We start from the raw sequence: 19,608 nt of genomic DNA on the forward strand, positions 1-19,608 counted from the left end.
ATGCCCAAACCGGAAAGCTGGCGGCTCGATGCCGCCAGCTACCCCGTCTGCATCGACTTGCAGACGCGTTTTCAGGACATGGACATCAACGGTCACCTCAACAATGTGGCCTTTGCCGCGTTGTTCGAGAGCGGCCGCGTGCTGCTCAACCGGCAGGTGCGCCCGCTGGACGAGCGTCCATCGAACGAGCGCACGATGGTTGCCGCGGTCGAAATCAACTATCTGGCCGAGGGCAATTTCCCCGATCCGGTGCATATCGCGACCGGTATCGGCCGGCTCGGCACTTCGAGCTGGACGATCGTGCAGGCGATGTTCCAGAACGGCCGCGCAATAGCGACCTGCGATACGGTCGTCGTGTGTCGCACCGACGGTCAGGCGAAACCGCTCCGCGCCGAGATGGTCGCGGAACTCGAAAGTAATCTGGCGAAGCCGGGCTGATTTCCTTCTCCCTCGATGAGGGAAGGATACGAAGCCTTGCTGCGAAACGGCTAGGCGCAGTTGGATGAGGGTGACGGTGCGGCATGGCACCGCCGGTGCATCCCGAAACCGCACCCGCACCGCTGCGACCAGCCAGCAAGCTGGCAAGTCTCGCTGCCTCCCCCATCAAGGGGGAGGAGGCAAAAATTACAGATTCTTGTCCGCATCGGGCACCGAACGAATCAGGTCGCGCGCGAAGCCGATCAGTCCGATCTGGCGGCGGCGCTTCAACCGTTCGGCGCGCAGAATCGCGCGGACTTCGTCGAAACAGCCTTCGACATGGTCGTTGATCAGGACATAATCATATCCGTCCCAGTGGCTGATCTCGTTTGCGGCGCGCTCCATGCGTGCGGCGATCACCTCGTCGCTGTCGGTATTGCGCGAACGCAGGCGGCGTTCGAGTTCTTCCATCGTCGGCGGCAGGACGAAGACGCGAACAACGTCGGGGCCGGCCTCCTGATAAAGCTGCTGCGCGCCCTGCCAGTCGATATCGAACAAAACATCCTTGCCCGCGGCGAGCATCGCCTCGACCGGCGCGCGCGGCGTGCCGTATCGATGGCCAAAGACATGCGCCCATTCGAGGAACTCGCCGTCGGCGGCCATTTTCTTGAAGGTTTCCGTGTCGACGAAATGATAATGGACGCCGTCGATCTCACCGGGACGCGGCGGGCGCGTCGTCGCGGAGATCGAGAGGGCGATATCCTTGTCCGCCTCGAGCATCATCCTCGAGATGGTGGTCTTGCCCGCGCCCGAGGGCGAGGAAAGGACGAACAACACGCCGCGGCGGTTCAGATGGACGCTTTCGGTCATGCGCGCTATTCGCCTGACGAGGGGCAGCGGTCAAGGGGGCGCGAATGGCGGGAATATCACGAACCGGATGGCTCGTCGCCGCGGCGCTGGTCGCGCTGCTTGCTGCCATATTGATCGGCATGGGCCGTCCGCCGATCTGCCCGTGCGGGACGATCAGCCTGTGGCATGGCACGGTGCAGTCGAACCAGAACAGCCAGCAGATTTCGGATTGGTACAGCTTCAGCCACATTATCCACGGCTTTATCTTCTATGGCGTGCTGCGCTGGATCCTGCCGCGCCGCCCGCTTTGGGTGCCGCTGGCGATCGCGATCGGTATCGAAGGTGCATGGGAAATTCTGGAAAACTCGCCGATCATCATCGACCGTTATCGCGAGGTAACGATGGCGTTCGGCTATTCGGGCGATTCTGTACTCAATTCGGTCAGCGACACGCTGTTCATGGTGCTGGGCTTTATCGCGGCCAGCAGGATGCGCTGGTGGGTGACGGTCACGCTCGCGATCGTCTTCGAGCTCTTCACGCTATGGACGATCCGCGACAATCTGACGCTTAATGTGCTGATGCTGGTATCGCCCGTCGAGGCGATCAAGGAGTGGCAGGCGGGGGCCTAGCTCCGTCCGTTACAGGCCTTTCCGGCCGAAGCTGCCCGGTGGCTTGGGCGCAGACATATCGCCCAATTCGGCGCCGGGGCGGTTGCGCATATAGCGAGCGAGCGCCGCGTCGGGATCGAAACTCGTCTCTTCGGGATAGATGTCGGCCGGTTTCGGTGCAGACGGGGGTGCCGCTTGTTCATTCGGCGTGCGCGGCTTGCCAAAGAACATCCGTTTCAAAGCCCAGATGAAGCACGCCGCCGCGGCAATGAGCACGACGAGCGCCGATACATGGTTGAACAAACGGCTGCCCGGATCGCTGGCTAGATCGCCCGTCCGTTCGAGCGCCTTGCTCAGCGACCGCAGCCCGAAACCGAGCGCGAGCAACATGACGGTGCGAAAGCCGGGCGGGTTGAACGTCATGGCCGCCGTCGATAGCCGGCCATGATGAGAATCAGGTTAATCGGGCGAAAGGTGATTCAATGAAGCGCGCCGCTGCGCCCGTTCGCGTCGAGCGGGATCGCGGGCGGCAGCGCATCGCCCATCGTCTGCCCGTCGGTCGGGACGTTGGCGGTTCCCGCATAGGTGTCGACGACACCCGCATTCGCCAGCGCGGGATCGAGCGCATGCGCCTCTTCGGCCGCCTTGCGCGCTTCAGCGCGTTCGGCCCATTTTTTGGTGAGATAGGCGCCTGCGACGGTCGCCGCGAGTACCGCGTAGCGCTGCGGGAACAGCCGCCGCGCCGCGAACAGCGTGCCCGCGCCGATCACGGCACCCGCGACGGAATGATTGCCATTCTGGCGTCCGATGGCGCTGCCGAGAACGCCGCCTACGATGCGACCGATCATCTTCATCTCTCCTTCCCCTCTTCAATCCCCGGAAGGCCCCACGGGTTCCTTCAGTTGTCGGGCCCCAGCATCGTGCGCGGATCGACCACGCGATCGAAGGTCGAGGCATCGACATAGCCGAGGTCGAGCGCGGCTTCCTTCAAGGTGCTGCCCGTCTCATGCGCGTGCTTCGCAATCTTGGCCGCCTTGTCATAGCCGATCTCGGGGGCAAGTGCCGTCACGAGCATTAGTGAGCGATTCATCAACTCGTCGATGCGCGCGAGATTGGGTTCGATCCCGACGACGCAATGCTCGGTAAAGCCCGCCATGCCGATGCTAAGCAATTCGATCGAGCGTAAGACATTCGACCCGATCAGCGGCTTGAAGACATTGAGTTCGAGATGGCCCTGGAGCCCACCGACCGTAACGGCCTGATGGTTGCCGATGACTTGCGCCGCGACCATCGTCAGCATCTCGCACTGCGTCGGATTGACCTTGCCCGGCATGATCGAGCTGCCTGGCTCGTTCGCGGACAAGTCGAGCTCGCCTAGACCCGCGCGCGGACCCGATCCGAGCAGGCGGATATCGTTCGCGATCTTGGTCAGCGCGACGGCGAGCGTGTTCAGCGCGCCCGAGAAAAAGACGAGGCCGTCGTTCGATGCCAGCGCCTCGAATTTATTCTGTGCCGGTTCGAACGCGATTCCGCTGTTCTTCGACAGGTCCTCGGCCATCGCGACGTCGAAACCCGCGGGCGCATTTAGGCCGGTGCCGACCGCGGTACCGCCCTGTGCGAGCTTGCAGATATTATGCGCAAGTGCCGCATCGATCCGCGCGCGGCACGCGATCAGCTGCGCGACATAGCCCGAAAATTCTTGCCCCAGCGTCAGCGGGGTCGCGTCCTGCAAATGGGTGCGGCCGATCTTGACGATATCACCCCACGCTCGCGCTTTGCTTTCGAGCGCATCGGTGAGGGCGATCAGCGACGGCAGCAGTCCTGCCGTCGTTTCGACCGCGACCGCGACGTGCAGCGCGGTCGGAAAGCTGTCGTTCGACGACTGGCCCATGTTCACATGGTCATTGGGGTGAACGGGCGATTTGCCGCCGCGCGTGCCCGCCAGCTTTTCGTTGGCGATGCCGGCGATCACCTCGTTCGCGTTCATGTTCGACTGGGTGCCGCTACCCGTCTGCCAGATCGCGAGCGGGAATTGGTCGTCATAGTCACCCGCGACCACGGCATCGGCGGCCGCGGCAATTGCTTCGGCAAGCCCTGCATCAAGGCCATGGTTGCGATTGACGCGCGCCGCCGCGCCCTTGATCCGCGCGAGTGCGTGGACGATCGGAAGCGGCATCCGCTCATGCGGCGGGAAAGCGAAATTGTGGCGGCTGCGCTCGGTCTGCGCCCCCCAATAGACATCCGCCGCGACTTCGATCTCGCCGATACTGTCGCTTTCAGTCCGCGTTTCGCTCATGCCACCAGCATCCTTGTCACCAAAATCGCCCCGGCCCAGATCATCGCGACGAGGCCAAGCAATTGCCAATATCCCGTTTCGCCGACGCGGCGGCGCAGCCATCCGGCGGCAAGCCAGACAAGGATCAGCGCCGGGGTCAGCACCAGCAAGCTAAAGCGCAGCAGCCCGTCGGCAACCTGTCCGCGCGCATAATTATTCTGGAACAGGGTATAGCCCTCGACCCCCCACCAAAAGGCGCCGGTCAGGACGAGCATTCCCGCGATTGCCCAAAATTGCCAGAAACGGCTGGGGGGCCAGGCGGGGCCTGGCACTTTAGCGCTTCTTGCCGAAATCCACCGTCACGACATTCGATCCGTCCTCGGTCGTGACCTCGGGGCGATCATTGTCGGCTTCGTCATGCGGTTCGGGTTGGGTTTCGTCGTCGCTGACCTGGAACTGCAGTCCGAAATCGACCGACGGGTCGACGAAAGCGGTGATCGACGCATAGGGGATCGTCAGGATCGACGGTGTCTGGTTGAAAGACAGGCCGACGCTGAAATGATCGTCCTCGACCTTCAGGTCCCAGAAGCGATTTTGGAGGACGATCGTCATTTCGTCGGGAAATTTGGCGATCAGATGGGCCGGAATATCGACTCCGGGGGCCTGCGTCTTGAAGGTGATATAGAAATGATGTTCGCCGGGCAGGCTGTCATAGCCGACGATCTGGCTAAGCACGCGGCCGACCACGGCGCGCAGCGCGTCCTGCACGATTTCGTCATAGGGAATCAGGCTGTCGCGTACATCGTCACTCATGGGGCGAGGGGATGAACGCGCGCCGCACGCCGGTCAAGGGGGGAGAGTTACCTTGCAACGCGAAAAGTCGCTGCTATGGGGCATCCCATGCGAACCGCCACCGTCCAGCGCACGACCAAGGAAACGGATATCGCGATCGCCGTCAATCTTGACGGAACGGGCGAATATTCGGTGTCCACCGGCATCGGTTTTCTCGACCATATGGTCGAGCAATTGTCGCGCCATTCACTGATCGACATCTCGATGCAGGTAAAGGGCGACCTGCATATCGACCAGCATCATACGGTCGAGGATAGCGCGCTCGCGCTCGGCGAAGCCGTCGCGAAGGCGCTCGGCGACAAACGGGGCATCGCCCGTTACGGCGAGGCGCATGCGCCGATGGACGAGACGCTGACGCGCTGCGTCCTCGACATTTCGGGGCGCCCGCATTGCGTCTATAAATCCAGCTTCTCGCAGCCGCGGCTCGGCGAGATGGACACCGAGATGTTCCCGCACTGGTTCCACAGCTTTGCGCAAACCGCCGGGATCACGCTGCACATCGAGATGCTGTATGGCGAGAATAACCATCACATCGCCGAAAGCATGTACAAGGCACTCGCGCGCGCGTTGCGCCAGGCAGTCGAGATCGACCCGCGCAAGGGCGATGCGATCCCCTCGACCAAAGGGGTCCTCTAGGACCAGCCAATGAGCATCATTGCCCTGATCGACTATGGCGCGGGCAATCTTCGCTCGGTGCATAATGCGCTCGTCGCGGCCGGCGCGGACAATGTTGCCGTGACTGCCGATCCAGACGTCGTGTCGAAGGCCGATCGTATCGTGCTGCCCGGCGTGGGCGCGTTCGCCGCATGCATGAACGGGCTTTCGGCGATCGACGGGCTGGTCGATGCCATGGAGAGGCGGGTGCGCGGCGAGGGCGCTCCCTTCCTCGGCATCTGCGTCGGCATGCAATTGCTCGCCGACGCGGGCGAAGAGCACGGTACGCACAAGGGGCTCGGCTGGATTTCCGGCACCGTCCGCGCATTTGACCCCGCGCCCGGCCTGCGCATCCCGCACATGGGCTGGAACGACGTCGTGCCTGCCTTCGCGCATCCGGTGATCGCGGCGGGTGAAGCCTATTATCTCCACGGCTATCATTTCGCCGAGGCGGTCGATGTCGCCGCCACCAGCAGCCATGGCGCAAACTTCGTTGCCGCCGTGGCAAAGGACAATATCGTGGGCGTCCAATATCATCCTGAAAAAAGCCAGGCCTATGGCCTCGCAACGCTAGAGAGATTCCTTGCATGGCGGCCCTGACCATCTTCCCCGCGATCGACCTCAAGGGCGGACAGGTGGTGCGGCTGGCCGAGGGCGATATGGCGCGCGCGACCGTCTATGGCGACGATCCCGCGGCGCAGGCCCGCCTCTTCGCCGACGCGGGCGCCTCGCATCTCCATGTCGTCGATCTCGACGGCGCGTTTGCGGGTGAAAGCATCAACGGCGGCGCGGTCGAGAGCATCGTTGCGGCGTTTCCGGGCAAGGTGCAGGTCGGCGGCGGTATCCGCGACCGTGCCGGTGTCGATCGCTGGCTCGCGCTCGGCGTCGAGCGCGTGATCATCGGCACCGCGGCGCTCAAGGATCCCGAATTCGTGAAGTCGGCTGCGCGCGACCTGCCCGGCCGGATCGTCGTAGGCGTCGACGCCCGCGACGGAATGGTCGCGACCGAGGGCTGGGCCGATGTCTCGGACGTTCGCGTGGAAGACCTCGCGCGCCGCTTCGAGGACGCCGGCGTCTCGGCGTTGCTCTTCACCGACGTCGGGCGCGACGGGCTGCTCAAGGGTTGCAATGTCGACGCAACGGTCGCGCTCGCCAAGACGGTCGCCATTCCGGTGATCGCGTCGGGCGGCGTCGCGGATATCAACGACATCCACGCGCTCCGCCCGCATGTCGCAAACGGCATCGAAGGTGTCATCACTGGCCGCGCGCTCTATGATGGCCGGCTCGATCTTGCCGAAGCGATTGCGGCGGGGGCGGCGTGACCGTCCGCGTCCGCGTCATCCCCTGCCTCGACGTCGCTGACGGGCGCGTCGTGAAGGGGGTCAATTTCGTCGATCTGCGCGACGCGGGCGATCCGGTCGAGGCGGCGCGTGCTTATGACGCCGCAGGCGCCGACGAGCTTTGTTTCCTTGATATCAGCGCCAGCCATCAGGGGCGCGGCACTTTGCTCGACATGGTCGGCCGCACCGCCGAGGTCTGCTTCATGCCGCTGACCGTAGGCGGTGGGGTCCGCAGCGCCGACGATGCGCGCGCGTTGCTGCTTGCGGGCGCCGACAAGGTCGCGGTGAACAGCGCCGCCGTCGCGCGGCCCGAACTCGTTGCCGATATCGCCGACCGTTTCGGCAGCCAGTGCGCGGTCGGCAGCATCGACGCCCGCCGCGTCGAAGAGGGGCGCTGGGAAATCTTCACTCACGGCGGGCGCAAGCCGACGGGCATCGATGCGCTGGAGCACGCGATCCGGCTTGCCGAACTCGGCGCGGGCGAATTGCTCGTCACCAGCATGGACCGCGACGGTACGAAGGATGGCTACGACCTGGCCCTCACCCGCGCGATCGCCGATGCGGTCAGCGTGCCGGTGATCGCATCGGGCGGCGTCGGCAATCTCGACCATCTCGTCGCGGGCGTGCTCGAAGGCGGCGCAAGCGCGGTGCTCGCCGCCAGCATCTTTCACTTCGGAGAAGCGACGGTGGCAGAGGCGCATGCCCGGCTTGCCGCTGCGGGATTGCCCGTCCGCGCGCATTAAATCCTGCAACGGGGTAGTCATGCGGGGAGGGGGCTGCAATAGAAGCCTATGACCTCGAAACTTCGTATCGCCGACCGCACCAACGACATCTTCCCGGTTCTGGGTTTCCTTGCCGCGATGGCGAGCTTCGCGATGCCGCTCAACGCATGGCTGGTCGCGTTCATCCTCGCGGGCGCCGTCGTTGCGGCTGTCCACCATGCCGAAGTGATCGCGCACCGCGTCGGCGAGCCGTTCGGAACGCTGATCCTTGCGCTCGCGGTGACGGTGATCGAGGTCGGGCTGATCCTGACGCTGATGCAGGCCGAACCCGAAAAGGCGCAGACGCTGGCGCGCGACACGGTGTTCGCCGCGGTGATGGTGATTCTCAACCTCCTGATGGGGCTTTGCTTGCTGAGCGGCGCGATCCGCCACCACGAACAAAGATTCCAGCGCACCGGCATCGGCGCCGCGCTCGCGACGCTGACCGTGCTGACCGTTGTGACGCTGGTGCTGCCCAATTTTACTTCGAGTGTGCCGGGGCCTTTCTATTCGGCGACGCAGCTCGGCTTCGTCGCGGCGGTTTCGCTGATCCTCTATGCGACCTTCGCGCTGGTCCAGACGGTCCGGCATCGCGATTATTTCCTTCCCGATGGCGAAGCGCATGACGAGCCCGACGCGCACGCCGCGCCGCCGAGCATCCAGCGCACGGCGATTTCGGGCGCGCTCCTGCTCGCGAGCCTGTTCGCGGTCGTGCTGCTCGCGAAAAATCTGTCGCCGATCATGGGCGCGCTTCTCGCCGACTGGGGGGCGCCGCCCGCGGTGCTCGGTGTGCTGATCGCGGCGTTGATCCTCGCACCCGAAGGGCTCGCAGCCGTCCGTGCGGCGAAAGCCGACCGGCTCCAGACCAGCCTCAACCTCGCACTCGGATCGGCTCTCGCCACCATCGGCCTCACCATTCCCGCGGTGGCGATCCTGTCGATCATGACCGACATGCCGATCAGCCTCGGGCTCGATGCCAAGTCGGCGGTGCTGCTGTTCCTGTCGCTGATCGTCGCGTCGCAGACGCTGGCGAATGGCCGCACCACGGTGCTGCAGGGGGTCATCCACCTGATGCTGTTCGCGATCTACCTGTTCACGACCTTCGTACCGTAACCGCGGACTTTGAATATCTATCCGTCATTGCGACCGTCGCGACGCAATCCAGAGTGGTTTATGTCCGCCCTGGATTGCCGCTTGCAATGACGAGCCGAAAGAGACGATCCTCAGGTCTTGCGGACGAATACCGTCCCGGCGCTATACCCCGCGCCGAATGAGCAGATCAGCCCCGTGTCCCCCGCCACCATATCCTCGTGATTCAGGTGGAAAGCGATGATCGACCCCGCACTCGACGTATTGCCATAGGTGTCGAGCACCGTCGGACTTTCGTCCTCACTGGCTTCATGCCCCAGCACACGCTGCGCGATCAGCCGGTTCATATTGGTGTTCGCCTGATGCAGCCATAGCCGGCGCATATCGCCGCCTTCGAGGTTCAGTACCTCCATCTGCTCGACGATCAGGTTCGCGACCCATGGCACGACTTCCTTGAACACCTTGCGGCCTTCCTGGACGAAAAGCTTGTCGCTCTTCGGGCCCGACTGGTCGATCCCGCCATGGCCCCGGTTGAGGAAACCGAAATTGTTGCGGATATTGTTCGAGAATTGCGTCTTGAGCTTGGTGCCGAGGATATCCCAGTGCCCGGCGGGTGCGATATCCTTGTCCTCGACGAGGATCGCGGTCGCGACGTCGCCGAAGATGAAGTGGCTGTCGCGGTCGCGCCAATTAAGGTGCCCCGAACAGATTTCGGGGTTCACGACGAGCACGCTCCTTGCGTGGCCGGCGCGGATATAGTCGGCGGCGGTCTGGATGCCGAAGGTCGCCGAAGAGCAGGCGACATTCATGTCGAAACCGAACCCGTCGATGCCGAGCGCGTCCTGAATCTCGACCGCCATCGCCGGATAGGGGCGCTGCATGTTCGACGCGGCGCACAGCACGGCATCGACTTGTCCCGCGTCGCGGCCGGCGCGTGCGAGCGCGTCCTTTGCCGCAAGGACGCCGATTTCGGCGAGGATCGACAATTCGTCGTTGCTCCGCTCAGCAATGCGCGGCGCCATATGTTCGGGGTCCAATATACCCGCCTTGTCGACGACGAAACGCGACCCGATCCCGCTGGCCTTCTCGATGAATTCCACGCTCGATTCAGCGAGTTCGGCAATTTCGCCAGCCGCAATGGCGGCTGCATTTTCCCTATTGTGCAGCGCAACATACCGGTTAAAACTCTCAACAAGTTCTTCGTTGGAGATGCGTTCGGCGGGGGTGAAAAGGCCGGTTGCGGAAATGACCGGCTGCGGTGTGTGCGACATGGTGGCCCTGCGTGTCTTATGGTTTCAAGACACGCTGATTAAGCCCGGTCGCGGCGCTACGCAACGCCCTCAACATTGGCTGAACGATCGCTAACTTCATGGTTAACCCGCCACTAACCATTTTGGTGGCAAATTGTTTGATGCAGGCCTCCGGGGGGATGGCTCCCCGGGTGCCGAGCGGGAGCATGACCATGGCGACGCGTTCAGGACCGGCCGCAGGCGACCTGTCCCTTTCCGAGATCAAAGAATTTGCGGGCTTTCCCGCATCGACCCAGCGATACATCCGCCGTTCGCTCGATATCGGGCTTGAACGCGACGATGCGATCGCGCGCTGGTCGCGCGACATGGTGGAGGAAACCGCGATCCGCGTTCAGGCGCGCGTCTATCAGCGCTTGCACGAAATCCGCGCGCATATTCCCGACGACAGCGGGCTCGACGCGCTCGAACATTTCATGGCGCCGCTGATCGCGGTCTCGGCCTTCGACCTCGGACAGGACAGGCTCCACGCATTCGCGCCCTATCGTTTCCTCTATGAACGACTGCTCGGCGCGCATGCGCGGCCGTGGCTGCCCGGTGCCTTTTGCGCCGCGGCGTCGCTGCCGCACCTGCATCCCGACAAGCGCAAGATATTGCTCCAGTCGATCAGCGAAGCCGCTGCGACGGCGCCTGGCTGGTCGGCTCGCGAACCGAGCTTCTTTCCCGAATGGGTCGACAAGATCGACGAGACCAAGCCGGCGAATTGAGTGGGAAGGTTTGGGGGGGGGTGGAGAACTGACGTTCAGTCATCCACTTCCGTCATCCCGGACTTGACCCGGGATCCCGCTTCTTTGCGCATCTACCGTTTCGGCATCGAGCGGGAACCCCGGGTCAAGTCCGGGGTGACGAGAATGGAATGGTCCGCGACCGCTCGAATCCCGCCTTCAAGCCGAAATTAAAACACCGCGCGGTAAAGGCCGAAGGCGCTGGTCGCGGTCAGCACGATCCCGACCATCACCAGCATCACCTTGGGCGAGAAGCGCTTGGCCATCATTGCGCCCAGCGGTGCCGCGGCGACGCCGCCGATGATCAGGCCCAGCGTCGGCCCCAGAATCTCTTCGAAGCCCAGATTCCAGATGAAGGCGATCGACACCGACACGGCGAGGAAGAATTCGACGCTGTTGACCGTGCCGACAACCTTGCGCGGTTCGCCGCCCTGGACGAGCAGATTCGATGTTACGACCGGTCCCCAGCCGCCGCCGCCGGCGGCGTCGAGAAAGCCGCCGACCACCGCCAGCGGCGCGACGACCTTGGGCTTTGCGATCTTGGGCGGATAAAGGAGCCCGCGCACGAGCAGCCACACGCCGATCAGCACCAGATAGCCGAGCACGAAGGGCTTCACCACATCGGCGTGGAGCGAGGTCAGGACATAGGCGCCGAGCACGCCACCGACGACTCCCGGAATAAGCAGGCGCCAGAACAGCGGCCAGTCGATATTGCGATGGAACAGATGGCTGAGCCCCGACGCGCCGGTCGTGAAGATTTCGACGACATGGATGCGCGCCGATGCGGTGGCGGGCGGGACGCCCAGTACTGCCACCAGCAGGGTGTTACAGATGACGCCGAACGCCATGCCGAGCGCGCCGTCGACCAACTGCGCGGCGAAGCCGATCAGGATGAACGGCAGGAGCGCGCTAAAGTCGATGGCCGCAAGTTCAGTCATATATCATCCCAACCCTTTTAATTGAGAACCTGCTGCCGGGATTCTGATGCAGGCGCCAGCCCAATTTTTCTGCTCGCGGCAAAGGGATTTGTTTGCGCGCCCATCGAACCTCTCCGAATCCCCGTCAGCCGAGATCGTCGGGCAGATATTCGCGCACATAATCGATAAAGGCGCGAAGTTTGGGCATCACCTGCTTGCGGCCGGGATAATAGAGAAAGAGGCCGGACGTCGCGGCGGCATAATCGGTGAGCACAAGTTCGAGTTCGCCCGTTTGCACCATCGCCTTCGCCATCGGCTCGGCCATCATCCCCATCGCGACGCCGGTGCGGATCGCCACGAGCGCCGCGATCCAGTCGTTGACGATTACCGGGCCGGTGACGCCGACATCATATTCGCGGTTCCCCTTCTCGAACGTCCACGGCATCAGCGCGCCGGTTGCCAGGCGGAAACGGATGCAGCGATGGTCGCGCAATGCCTCGGGCGTTTCAGGGCGGCCGTGCTTTTCCAGATATCCGGGCGTTGCAGCGACGACGAACCGGAACGGGCCGGTCAGGCGCACCGCGATCACATCGGCATCGAGCGATTCGCCCATCCGAACCCCCGCGTCGAAGCCGCCTGCGCTCAGGTCGGAAAGCGCATCGTCGGCATAGATTTCGAGTTCGATATCGGGATAGGTTTCGCAGAAGCCGGCGATGATCGGCTCGAACAACGGTTGGACCGCGCCGCGCATCAGGTTGATCCGCAGGCGCCCCGCGGGCCGGTTGCCCAGATTGCGTGCCGCCTCATAGGCGTCGGCAAGCCCCGTATAGGCGGGCGCCGCGCGTTCGAGGAACATTTCGCCTGCCTGCGTCAGCCCGACGCTGCGTGTGGTGCGCATGAACAAGGGCGCGCCGACGCGCGCTTCGAGAGCCTTCACGGTTTGGCTGATCGCGGAAGGCGAGACGCCGAGGTCGGCAGCAGCGGCCGAAAAGCTGCGCCTTTCCGCGACGCGGAGGAAGGCTTCGATCCCGTCGAGCGCCCCATGAGGGATTGTTAAATCCTGCTTCAAAGCACTTGCAGATTATAGAGGATTATCTATGTGCGCAACCGCGACTAAAAAGGTTGCACAACGAAACGAAAGGAAACCTCTCCCATGGCCTATCAGCTCTCCTCTTATCGCCGCTTTCCTGCCGCTTTCGCGATCGTCGCCGCTTCGGCTCTCGCGTTCACCGGCCTGATGGCAACCGCCAGCCCCGCCTATGCCCAGTCGGGTAGCGATTATCGCTGCGCCGGTCTGGCCGAACAGGCCCATGTCGCCGCCAGCGGCGTCGAAGGTGGCAAGCAGTCAAGCGCAAAGCGCTTTGTTTCGACCGGCAAGAAGCTGTGCGAAGCAGGCAATGAACGCGCCGCTGCCAAGCAGTTCCGCGCCGCGCTGAAGATCGCCGGCGTCGCCGAAGTCGAAACCGACAGCCAGATGGCGTCGCGCTAAGACAGCCTGACACACGAATCTCCGGACCGTCCTCTCTCTCCCCGACGGATCCACAAAACTGGGGCGGCACTCGATACGAGGCCGCCCCATTTGTTTGTGCGCGGTTTGCAAGGTAGACTGCCGCCATGCCGGACAAGAAACCGCGCCGAGAAACGCCGCCCGCCGGTGCCGCCATAAAGGAGGCGGTCCCGCTATGCCGTTATGAAGAGCTGGCGATGCGCGAAAACCGACTGCGGCAAGCGAGGTCGGCAGAAAGCAAAGCCGGGGACTAGATCCGCCGGTAGCGGAAATACCAGACCTCATGTCCCTGCGCGCGCGCCTTGGCTTCGTAGCGCGTTTCGGGCCAGCCGTTCGGGCGAACCTGAAAATCGCGCGCGTCCTTTGCCAGCCATTCGAACTGGTGACGGTGGCGGCGCATCACCATCAACGCATGCTGCAGATAGATGGGGTGATCGGTGCCGAAACGGAATTCGCCGCCGGGCTTGAGTTTCGCGGCGATCAGGTCGAGCGGGCCATCGTTCATCATCCGCCGCTTGGCGTGGCGCGCCTTGGGCCAGGGGTCGGGATGGAGCAGATAGGCAAAGGATAGCGCGCCGTCGGGAATGCGTCGCAGTACCTCCAGCGCGTCGCCATGATGGATGCGAACATTACCCAGCGGCAACTTCGCACCATGGTCGCCAGCAACATGGACCAGCGCTTGGGCGACGCCATTGATGAACGGTTCTGCCCCGATAAACCCATGATCGGGCAGCATATCGGCGCGTCCCGCCATATGTTCGCCGCCGCCAAAACCGATTTCAAAATGCAACGGACATTCATGTCCGAACAGACGCTGCGCGGCAACTTCGCCGCCTTCCGGCACCGCGATCCGCGGTAGCAGCGTGTCGACGAGATCCTGCTGGCCGGCGCGCAGCGGCTTGCCTTTCGAACGGCCATAAAGGCGGTTGATCGTCGTCGGATCGCCGGGTTTGTAGGCAGTCATGGCGCGCGCGTTAGCCCCAAGGCTGCGCGGCGGCAAGCCGCTCGTCAGAGTCGCGTAAAGTCGATGGCCGCGTGGCGGTCGAGCGTCTGCGATGCGTCGGGCAGCGGATATTTGAGGCCGGTGGCGCAATTGAAGAGCAGCGCGGTCTCGCCATCCTTTACCCAGCCCTCGGCGCGCGCCTGCCGCCATGCTGCGAGCGTCGCACCGCCTTCGGGGCAGAGCAGCAGCCCGTCGCTGCGCGCGGCGTCGTCAACGGCTTGCTGGATCGCAGCGTCGCTGACCGCCATTGCGCGGCCGTTCGATTCGCGCACCGCGTCGAGGATCAGGAAATCGCCCACCGCCTGTGGGACGCGGATGCCCGCGGCGATCGTCGCGGCGTCTTCCCAGCGCGCCGCGTGACGCTCGCCGGCTTCCCATGCACGCACCATCGGCGCGCAGCCCTCGGCCTGCACCGCGACCATGCGCGGCAACTTGCAGGCGATCCAGCCGATCGCCTGCAATTCGGCAAAGGCTTTCCACATGCCGATCAAGCCGGTGCCGCCGCCGGTCGGATAGAAAATGACGTCGGGCAGTTCCCAGCCGAACTGTTCGGCGAGTTCCAGGCCCATCGTCTTCTTGCCTTCGATGCGGTATGGCTCTTTCAGCGTGGAAAGATCGAACCAACCGTTCGCCGCAGCACCTTCGCGCACCAGCTTGCCGCAATCGTCGATCAGCCCGTTGACGCGATAGACGCGCGCACCCTGCGCCGCGATTTCGCGGACATTGATTTCGGGCGTGTCGTCGGGGCAGAAGATTATCGCTTCGATCCCTGCCTGCGTCGCGTAGGCCGCAGCGGCCGCGCCGGCATTGCCGTTGGTCGGCATCGCGATGCTCGTGACGCCCAGCTCCTTTGCCATGCTGATCGCCATCACCAGCCCGCGCGCCTTGAATGATCCGGTGGGCAGGCGCCCCTCGTCCTTGACGAGCAGCGTCCCGGCGCTCGCGCCCGCCGCCCCAGCGACCTTGTCGAGCGCGATGACTGGTGTGTCGGCTTCGCCAAGGCTGATGATGTTTTCAGCGCGACGCACGGGCAGCACCTCGCGCCAGCGCCACAGGTCGCGTGGGCGCGCCGCCATTTCTGCCCTGTCGATCGCCGCCGCAACGCCGGCAAGGTCATAGCGGACGAGCAGCGGCCGCCCGGCGTTCGAGAGACCGTGCAGGGCATCGGCCTCATACCGCTCGCCGGTCAGACCGCACTCCAGATGCGAGACGAAGGTCGGCCGCTCGGCCGTCAGGTTGACGTTGAGCGGCAGCGACCGGCTCAATTTGCGAGCGCCGCCTTCAGCTTGTCGACCAGGTCGGTGCGTTCCCAGGGGAAGCTGTCGCCTTCGGCAGTGCGGCCGAAATGGCCATATGCCGCGGTCTGCTTGTAGATCGGCTTGTTGAGGCCAAGATGAGTGCGGATGCCCTTGGGCGTCAGGCGGACGAGCTGCGGGATGACCGCCTCGATCTTGCCTTCGTCAACCGTCCCCGTGCCGTGCAGGTCGACATAGATCGACAGCGGCTCGGCAACGCCGATCGCATAGCTCAACTGGATCGTGCAGCGGCGCGCGAGGCCCGCGGCGACGATGTTCTTGGCCAGATAGCGCGTGATATATGCAGCCGAACGGTCGACCTTGGTCGGGTCCTTGCCGCTGAAGGCACCGCCGCCGTGCGGGCTGGCGCCGCCATAGGTGTCGACGATGATCTTGCGGCCGGTCACGCCGGCATCGCCATCGGGGCCGCCGATCTCGAAACGTCCCGTCGGATTGATGTGGTAGACCGTATTTGCGGTGAGCAATTCGGCGGGCAGGACGTCGGCGATCACCCCGAGCACATATTTGCGAAGCTCGGTATATTTGGCTTCGTCGCCTTCGCCGTTGTGGAAATAATAATCCGGCGCATGCTGGGTCGAAACGACGATTGCGGTCGCCTCAACCGGGCGCTCGTTGGCATAGCGCAGCGTAACCTGGCTCTTGGTGTCGGGTTCGAGGAAGGGGGCGGTGCCCGCTTTGCGGTCGGCGGCCATGCGCTCGAGAATCTTGTGGCTGTAATCGAGCGTCGCGGGCATCAGGTCGGGGGTTTCGTCCGACGCATAACCGAACATGATGCCCTGGTCGCCGGCGCCTTCGTCCTTGTCGCCGCTTTCATCGACGCCCTGCGCGATATGCGCCGACTGGCCGTGGAGGTTGTTTTCGAAACGGAAGGTCTTCCAGTGGAAACCGTCCTGCTCGTAACCGATTTCGCGCACCGTATTGCGCACGGTGGCTTCGATTTCCTCGAGCGCGCCCGGCGCCCACTCGTCATTCTCGAACACGCCCTTGCAGCGGATTTCACCGGCGAGGACGACGAGTTGGGTGGTGGTCAGCGTCTCGCACGCGATTCGGGCTTCGGGATCCTTCGACAGGAACAGGTCGACGATCGAATCGCTGATCTGGTCGGCCACCTTGTCGGGATGTCCTTCGGACACGCTTTCGGAGGTGAAGAGGAAGCTGTTGCGCATGGAGAGCCTTCTGTGAACGGATATAAAGGAAGCTTTATGTGATGGTGCTGTTAGCGTCCGCGTCGGCGAAAGGCAATGGCCAGCGCGAGCAGCAGCAACGCAAATCCGACCGGCAGCACGTTCCCGTGGCGTGCAAAGAGCGTCGGCGCATGGGCCTTTGGTATGAATGTGTCGATGCGCCCGGCCGTATGCATCGGCAGCGATTCGACGATGCGGCCGCTGGCATCGATCACCGCGCTGATCCCCGTCGGCGTCGCACGCACGACCGGCAGTCCCTCTTCGATCGCACGGAGCCGCGCTTGCGCCAGATGCTGCGGCGGGCCCCAGCCGCCGAACCAGGCGTCATTCGAGGGGTTGAAGATGAAATCGGGGCGGTGCGCACGGTCGACGACCTGGCCCGAGAAGATGATCTCGTAGCAGATTTGCAGCCCTGCGCGGCCAAAGGCGCCGAGGTCAAGCGTATGCGGGCCGGGGCCTGGCCAGAAATCGATATCACCGGGGGCAAGGCGCGACAGTCCGATCGCCGACAGCACCGGCCGCATCGGCAGATATTCGCCATAGGGGACAAGATGGGCCTTGTCGTAACGCGCGCCGAGCGTCCCGTCCGCGTGAACGGTCATTACGGCGTTGCGCGCACCGACGACATCGCCGTCACGATCTAGTTCGAGCTTCAGCGCGCCGAGCAGCATGACGTCTTGCGGGTTCATCAACGCGACAAGCCGCGCGCGCGCCGCGGCAGGCGAGCGATCATAATAGGCCGCCGGATAACCCCATTCGAGATAGTCGGGCACCGCTGCCTCGGGCCACAGGATCAGGCGCGGCGTGTCGTTCTTTGGAGTGGTCAGTCGCGCCAGCTTGGCGAAATTGCCGTCGGCCTTGCTGCCTTCCCACTTGTCCGCCTGCCCGACATTGGGCTGGACGACGGTGATGGGGATGCGCTGCATTCCCTTGGAACGGACAGCAGCGTCGGCGGCGCTGCCTGTCTGCGCCAGAAACGCCGCGCCCCAGAATAGCGCGAGACTTCCGAGCAGAGTCGCGGCTGCGACGCGGCGATGAAACCATGCCAATATCAGGACGGCCGCGAGCAGGATGATGATTCCGCTCATGCCATAGGTGCCGATCCAGCGAGCGGGCGCCGCGACATGCGGGACGGCCATCACGCCGAGGGGGTTCCATGCGAATCCCGTGAAGACCCAACTGCGGAGCCATTCGGTAAGTGTCCAAAGGCTTGCGAAAGCCAGAAGGTAGGAGGGCGCCGCGAAATGCGTATCGGCTTTGGGCTTGATTGCCCAGGCGCCCCATGCCGCGACAGCTGGATAGACGGCTAGATACAGTGCCAGCAGCACGACGGCGATCCACCCGAGCCATGCGGGCATCGCCGCCTGATAGGTGAAGGCGGTGGCGATCCAGTTCAGCCCGACGACGAAATGGCCGACGCCGAATGCCCAGCCGAGCCCGAACGCCCGCGAACCCTTTGGACTGCGCGCAACCAGTGCCATCCAACCCGCGAGTGCGAGCAGCGTCAACGGCCAGAAATCCAGCGGCGCAAACCCCGTTGCCGAAACGGCACCGAGCAGGAGGGCGACAAGCTTGGGCCAGCGGTCGGCGAAAGCGGCGATGCGGGAGGAGGTCGCGGTCACGCGCGCTCTATTAGCCGGGCGTCGCCAAGCTAACTAGAGCATATATTTCATGTTGATCGACTGGCGCATGTCCCCCGTCACCGCAAAGCTCGCCGATTTAAAGCTCGGCGGACCGACGGTGATCGTCGGGTTGCGCGAAAAGCCGAAGCCTTCCTTGGGCAGGAAGATCGCTGTGTCCATCTTGTTGTTGCTGTTCTCGTCATGGACGACCGCGATTGCATAGGTTCCGGTCGCGGGGGCATGGATCAGGAAATCGCCAGCGTCAGCCGCCTTCACGGCCATGCGCACCGATGACTTGTCCTTGCTGCAATCGGGAAACGCCTTGGGATTTGTGGTCAGGCAGACAAGGACCTGCCCCTTCGTGCTGCGCAACCCGGTGACGCTGACCTCAACCGTTGGCGGCGGGGCGCTCGCGGCGGCGGTCAGCAGCGTCAAAGCGGCCAAGCCCAAGATCCGTGCCGCAAGCCTTGTCCCAGAAGCGGAAATAGAGCCCATAATTCCCTCGGTAAGCGGCATGATGCTGCTCATGATGCGTTGCGGTTATCAGCCATCGCCCCGCGGGTCCATGGACGAGCGCGCGCGGGAACATTTCCCACCCCATATGATTGCCGACACCCATGATTGTCATGATCGCCAGGACCAGCCCGAGCATTGCAACATGGATCGGGATCAGAAAAACGAGTGCGGGGATGACGAGCGCGCCTGTAATCGCCTCCAGCGGATGAAAACTCATCGCGGCCCAGGCGGTCGGCGGTCGGCTGTGGTGATGGACGCTGTGCGCGATGCGGAACAGCCGCGGCCGATGCATCCAGCGGTGCGTCCAGTAAAACCATGTGTCGTGGATCAGCAGATAGGCAACGAGGCTAAGCGGCAGATACCAAAGCGGAAAGGCACCGACTTCGGTATAGATGCGCGTCCAGCCATGCGCCTGCCACCCCCATGCAACGATACCTGCGGGAATCCCGTAAATCGCAGTGCTCAAAAGGCTCCAGCTGATCTCGCGGCGCATCTGCGGTTCCAGCCCGCGATAGAGGCCGGGATGCTTCAGTCGCGTTGCAAAGGCGAAAGCGCCACTGGTGAGGAGATAGCGCACACCGACGATCGCGGTCATCGCCAGTGCGGAGAAAAGGATCGGCCAGCCGGTCATCGCGCAAGGCTAGCCGCTCCCCGCCGCGTTGCAAT

At 63.7% G+C, this 19,608-nt stretch carries 24 protein-coding genes; 9 read left to right on the plus strand and 15 right to left on the minus strand.

Translation table 11 applies throughout. The annotated features are described in order from the left end of the window. Nucleotides 1–438: a thioesterase family protein gene (locus SC1_RS00665; RefSeq protein ID WP_062176223.1), complete on the plus strand. Its 438-nt coding sequence runs from the start codon at nucleotides 1–3 to the stop codon at nucleotides 436–438. A 186-nt stretch (nucleotides 439–624) separates the two neighbouring features. Here SC1_RS00665 and gmk read toward each other — a convergent pair whose 3' ends face one another. Further along, on the minus strand, nucleotides 625–1,287 hold the full coding sequence (gene gmk / locus SC1_RS00670; RefSeq protein ID WP_062176226.1) for a guanylate kinase: 663 nt from the start codon (nucleotides 1,285–1,287) through the stop codon (nucleotides 625–627). 44 nt (nucleotides 1,288–1,331) lie between these two features. On the opposite strand from gmk, the gene SC1_RS00675 reads away from it, so the two are divergent. Then, a complete protein-coding gene (locus SC1_RS00675) occupies nucleotides 1,332–1,895 on the plus strand; it encodes a DUF2585 domain-containing protein (RefSeq protein ID WP_062176229.1) in 564 nt (187 codons plus the stop codon). A gap of 9 nt (nucleotides 1,896–1,904) precedes the next feature. Here SC1_RS00675 and SC1_RS00680 read toward each other — a convergent pair whose 3' ends face one another. The 5 genes from SC1_RS00680 to SC1_RS00700 are packed head-to-tail and all read right to left on the minus strand — an operon-like array spanning nucleotide 1,905 to nucleotide 4,962. After that, nucleotides 1,905–2,297 (minus strand): hypothetical protein, encoded by a 393-nt coding sequence (locus tag SC1_RS00680; RefSeq protein ID WP_062176232.1) that lies wholly within the window; start codon nucleotides 2,295–2,297, stop codon nucleotides 1,905–1,907. A gap of 56 nt (nucleotides 2,298–2,353) precedes the next feature. Further along, nucleotides 2,354–2,722 carry a hypothetical protein gene (locus tag SC1_RS00685; protein WP_238586520.1) on the minus strand — a complete coding sequence of 123 codons (369 nt, stop codon included), beginning with the start codon at nucleotides 2,720–2,722 and terminating at the stop codon, nucleotides 2,354–2,356. Nucleotides 2,723–2,772: 50 nt separating this feature from the next. Continuing rightward, nucleotides 2,773–4,170: a class II fumarate hydratase gene (gene fumC / locus SC1_RS00690; protein ID WP_062176237.1), complete on the minus strand. Its 1,398-nt coding sequence runs from the start codon at nucleotides 4,168–4,170 to the stop codon at nucleotides 2,773–2,775. Beyond that, nucleotides 4,167–4,424 carry a hypothetical protein gene (locus SC1_RS00695; protein ID WP_083435606.1) on the minus strand — a complete coding sequence of 86 codons (258 nt, stop codon included), beginning with the start codon at nucleotides 4,422–4,424 and terminating at the stop codon, nucleotides 4,167–4,169. The genes fumC and SC1_RS00695 overlap by 4 nt, the downstream gene beginning before the upstream one ends. A 58-nt stretch (nucleotides 4,425–4,482) precedes the next feature. Beyond that, nucleotides 4,483–4,962: an SspB family protein gene (locus SC1_RS00700; RefSeq protein WP_062176242.1), complete on the minus strand. Its 480-nt coding sequence runs from the start codon at nucleotides 4,960–4,962 to the stop codon at nucleotides 4,483–4,485. 87 nt (nucleotides 4,963–5,049) lie between these two features. On the opposite strand from SC1_RS00700, the gene hisB reads away from it, so the two are divergent. The 5 genes from hisB to SC1_RS00725 are packed head-to-tail and all read left to right on the plus strand — an operon-like array spanning nucleotide 5,050 to nucleotide 8,869. Continuing rightward, nucleotides 5,050–5,637: an imidazoleglycerol-phosphate dehydratase HisB gene (gene hisB / locus SC1_RS00705; RefSeq protein ID WP_062183263.1), complete on the plus strand. Its 588-nt coding sequence runs from the start codon at nucleotides 5,050–5,052 to the stop codon at nucleotides 5,635–5,637. Nucleotides 5,638–5,646: 9 nt separating this feature from the next. Next, entirely contained in the window at nucleotides 5,647–6,255 is a 609-nt protein-coding gene (gene hisH, locus SC1_RS00710) for an imidazole glycerol phosphate synthase subunit HisH (RefSeq protein ID WP_062176244.1), read from the plus strand. After that, nucleotides 6,243–6,977, plus strand: coding sequence for a 1-(5-phosphoribosyl)-5-[(5-phosphoribosylamino)methylideneamino]imidazole-4-carboxamide isomerase (hisA, locus tag SC1_RS00715; RefSeq protein ID WP_062176247.1), 735 nt, complete (start codon nucleotides 6,243–6,245; stop codon nucleotides 6,975–6,977). Before hisH ends, hisA begins: the two co-directional genes overlap by 13 nt. After that, nucleotides 6,974–7,738, plus strand: coding sequence for an imidazole glycerol phosphate synthase subunit HisF (hisF, locus tag SC1_RS00720; protein WP_062176250.1), 765 nt, complete (start codon nucleotides 6,974–6,976; stop codon nucleotides 7,736–7,738). Before hisA ends, hisF begins: the two co-directional genes overlap by 4 nt. A 48-nt stretch (nucleotides 7,739–7,786) precedes the next feature. Beyond that, entirely contained in the window at nucleotides 7,787–8,869 is a 1,083-nt protein-coding gene (locus SC1_RS00725) for a calcium:proton antiporter (protein ID WP_062176253.1), read from the plus strand. Nucleotides 8,870–8,979: 110 nt separating this feature from the next. Here SC1_RS00725 and SC1_RS00730 read toward each other — a convergent pair whose 3' ends face one another. Next, the gene (locus SC1_RS00730) at nucleotides 8,980–10,116 is read right to left on the minus strand and encodes a beta-ketoacyl-ACP synthase III (protein WP_062176256.1); all 1,137 of its coding nucleotides are present in this window, start codon (nucleotides 10,114–10,116) and stop codon (nucleotides 8,980–8,982) included. A 191-nt stretch (nucleotides 10,117–10,307) separates the two neighbouring features. Here SC1_RS00730 and SC1_RS00735 point away from each other — a divergent pair, with 191 nt between their 5' ends. Beyond that, nucleotides 10,308–10,859: a hypothetical protein gene (locus tag SC1_RS00735; protein WP_062176259.1), complete on the plus strand. Its 552-nt coding sequence runs from the start codon at nucleotides 10,308–10,310 to the stop codon at nucleotides 10,857–10,859. Between the two features lie 188 nt (nucleotides 10,860–11,047). On the opposite strand, the gene SC1_RS00740 is transcribed toward SC1_RS00735, so the two are convergent. Together SC1_RS00740 and SC1_RS00745 are read right to left on the minus strand one after the other, a co-directional pair. Beyond that, a complete protein-coding gene (locus tag SC1_RS00740) occupies nucleotides 11,048–11,815 on the minus strand; it encodes a sulfite exporter TauE/SafE family protein (protein WP_062176261.1) in 768 nt (255 codons plus the stop codon). A gap of 124 nt (nucleotides 11,816–11,939) precedes the next feature. Further along, nucleotides 11,940–12,863, minus strand: a complete 924-nt coding sequence (locus SC1_RS00745; protein ID WP_062176265.1) for a LysR family transcriptional regulator — start codon at nucleotides 12,861–12,863, stop codon at nucleotides 11,940–11,942. An 84-nt stretch (nucleotides 12,864–12,947) separates the two neighbouring features. On the opposite strand from SC1_RS00745, the gene SC1_RS00750 reads away from it, so the two are divergent. Continuing rightward, the gene (locus tag SC1_RS00750; protein ID WP_062176268.1) at nucleotides 12,948–13,283 is read left to right on the plus strand and encodes a hypothetical protein; all 336 of its coding nucleotides are present in this window, start codon (nucleotides 12,948–12,950) and stop codon (nucleotides 13,281–13,283) included. Between the two features lie 268 nt (nucleotides 13,284–13,551). Here the strand turns inward: SC1_RS00750 and SC1_RS00755 are convergent, their stop codons facing one another. The 6 genes from SC1_RS00755 to SC1_RS00780 are packed head-to-tail and all read right to left on the minus strand — an operon-like array spanning nucleotide 13,552 to nucleotide 19,573. Further along, on the minus strand, nucleotides 13,552–14,265 hold the full coding sequence (locus tag SC1_RS00755; RefSeq protein WP_062176271.1) for a tRNA (guanosine(46)-N(7))-methyltransferase TrmB: 714 nt from the start codon (nucleotides 14,263–14,265) through the stop codon (nucleotides 13,552–13,554). A 44-nt stretch (nucleotides 14,266–14,309) separates the two neighbouring features. Then, nucleotides 14,310–15,569, minus strand: a complete 1,260-nt coding sequence (locus tag SC1_RS00760) for a threonine synthase (RefSeq protein WP_370568686.1) — start codon at nucleotides 15,567–15,569, stop codon at nucleotides 14,310–14,312. Then, entirely contained in the window at nucleotides 15,566–16,786 is a 1,221-nt protein-coding gene (metK, locus tag SC1_RS00765; protein WP_062176274.1) for a methionine adenosyltransferase, read from the minus strand. Before metK ends, SC1_RS00760 begins: the two co-directional genes overlap by 4 nt. Nucleotides 16,787–16,836: 50 nt before the next feature. Next, nucleotides 16,837–18,426: an apolipoprotein N-acyltransferase gene (lnt, locus tag SC1_RS00770; RefSeq protein ID WP_083435607.1), complete on the minus strand. Its 1,590-nt coding sequence runs from the start codon at nucleotides 18,424–18,426 to the stop codon at nucleotides 16,837–16,839. A gap of 33 nt (nucleotides 18,427–18,459) precedes the next feature. Beyond that, the gene (locus SC1_RS00775; RefSeq protein WP_062176277.1) at nucleotides 18,460–18,870 is read right to left on the minus strand and encodes a DUF2141 domain-containing protein; all 411 of its coding nucleotides are present in this window, start codon (nucleotides 18,868–18,870) and stop codon (nucleotides 18,460–18,462) included. Continuing rightward, entirely contained in the window at nucleotides 18,815–19,573 is a 759-nt protein-coding gene (locus SC1_RS00780) for a sterol desaturase family protein (protein WP_062176280.1), read from the minus strand. The genes SC1_RS00775 and SC1_RS00780 overlap by 56 nt, the downstream gene beginning before the upstream one ends. Nucleotides 19,574–19,608 lie beyond the last annotated feature (35 nt).

Source organism: Sphingopyxis sp. C-1, assembly GCF_001047015.1.
GTDB lineage: Bacteria > Pseudomonadota > Alphaproteobacteria > Sphingomonadales > Sphingomonadaceae > Sphingopyxis.

Coding starts and splice junctions, on each gene's coding strand:
- metK (WP_062176274.1), bottom strand. CDS start 16,786: ATGCGCAACAGCTTCCTCTTCACCTCCGAAAGCGTGTCCGAAGGACAT.
- SC1_RS00730 (WP_062176256.1), bottom strand. CDS start 10,116: ATGTCGCACACACCGCAGCCGGTCATTTCCGCAACCGGCCTTTTCACC.
- hisB (WP_062183263.1), top strand. CDS start 5,050: ATGCGAACCGCCACCGTCCAGCGCACGACCAAGGAAACGGATATCGCG.
- hisH (WP_062176244.1), top strand. CDS start 5,647: ATGAGCATCATTGCCCTGATCGACTATGGCGCGGGCAATCTTCGCTCG.
- SC1_RS00700 (WP_062176242.1), bottom strand. CDS start 4,962: ATGAGTGACGATGTACGCGACAGCCTGATTCCCTATGACGAAATCGTG.
- SC1_RS00695 (WP_083435606.1), bottom strand. CDS start 4,424: ATGCTCGTCCTGACCGGCGCCTTTTGGTGGGGGGTCGAGGGCTATACC.
- SC1_RS00780 (WP_062176280.1), bottom strand. CDS start 19,573: ATGACCGGCTGGCCGATCCTTTTCTCCGCACTGGCGATGACCGCGATC.
- hisA (WP_062176247.1), top strand. CDS start 6,243: ATGGCGGCCCTGACCATCTTCCCCGCGATCGACCTCAAGGGCGGACAG.
- SC1_RS00735 (WP_062176259.1), top strand. CDS start 10,308: ATGGCGACGCGTTCAGGACCGGCCGCAGGCGACCTGTCCCTTTCCGAG.
- SC1_RS00725 (WP_062176253.1), top strand. CDS start 7,787: ATGACCTCGAAACTTCGTATCGCCGACCGCACCAACGACATCTTCCCG.
- SC1_RS00685 (WP_238586520.1), bottom strand. CDS start 2,722: ATGATCGGTCGCATCGTAGGCGGCGTTCTCGGCAGCGCCATCGGACGC.
- gmk (WP_062176226.1), bottom strand. CDS start 1,287: ATGACCGAAAGCGTCCATCTGAACCGCCGCGGCGTGTTGTTCGTCCTT.
- SC1_RS00755 (WP_062176271.1), bottom strand. CDS start 14,265: ATGACTGCCTACAAACCCGGCGATCCGACGACGATCAACCGCCTTTAT.
- SC1_RS00675 (WP_062176229.1), top strand. CDS start 1,332: ATGGCGGGAATATCACGAACCGGATGGCTCGTCGCCGCGGCGCTGGTC.
- SC1_RS00665 (WP_062176223.1), top strand. CDS start 1: ATGCCCAAACCGGAAAGCTGGCGGCTCGATGCCGCCAGCTACCCCGTC.
- SC1_RS00680 (WP_062176232.1), bottom strand. CDS start 2,297: ATGACGTTCAACCCGCCCGGCTTTCGCACCGTCATGTTGCTCGCGCTC.
- fumC (WP_062176237.1), bottom strand. CDS start 4,170: ATGAGCGAAACGCGGACTGAAAGCGACAGTATCGGCGAGATCGAAGTC.
- SC1_RS00750 (WP_062176268.1), top strand. CDS start 12,948: ATGGCCTATCAGCTCTCCTCTTATCGCCGCTTTCCTGCCGCTTTCGCG.
- SC1_RS00740 (WP_062176261.1), bottom strand. CDS start 11,815: ATGACTGAACTTGCGGCCATCGACTTTAGCGCGCTCCTGCCGTTCATC.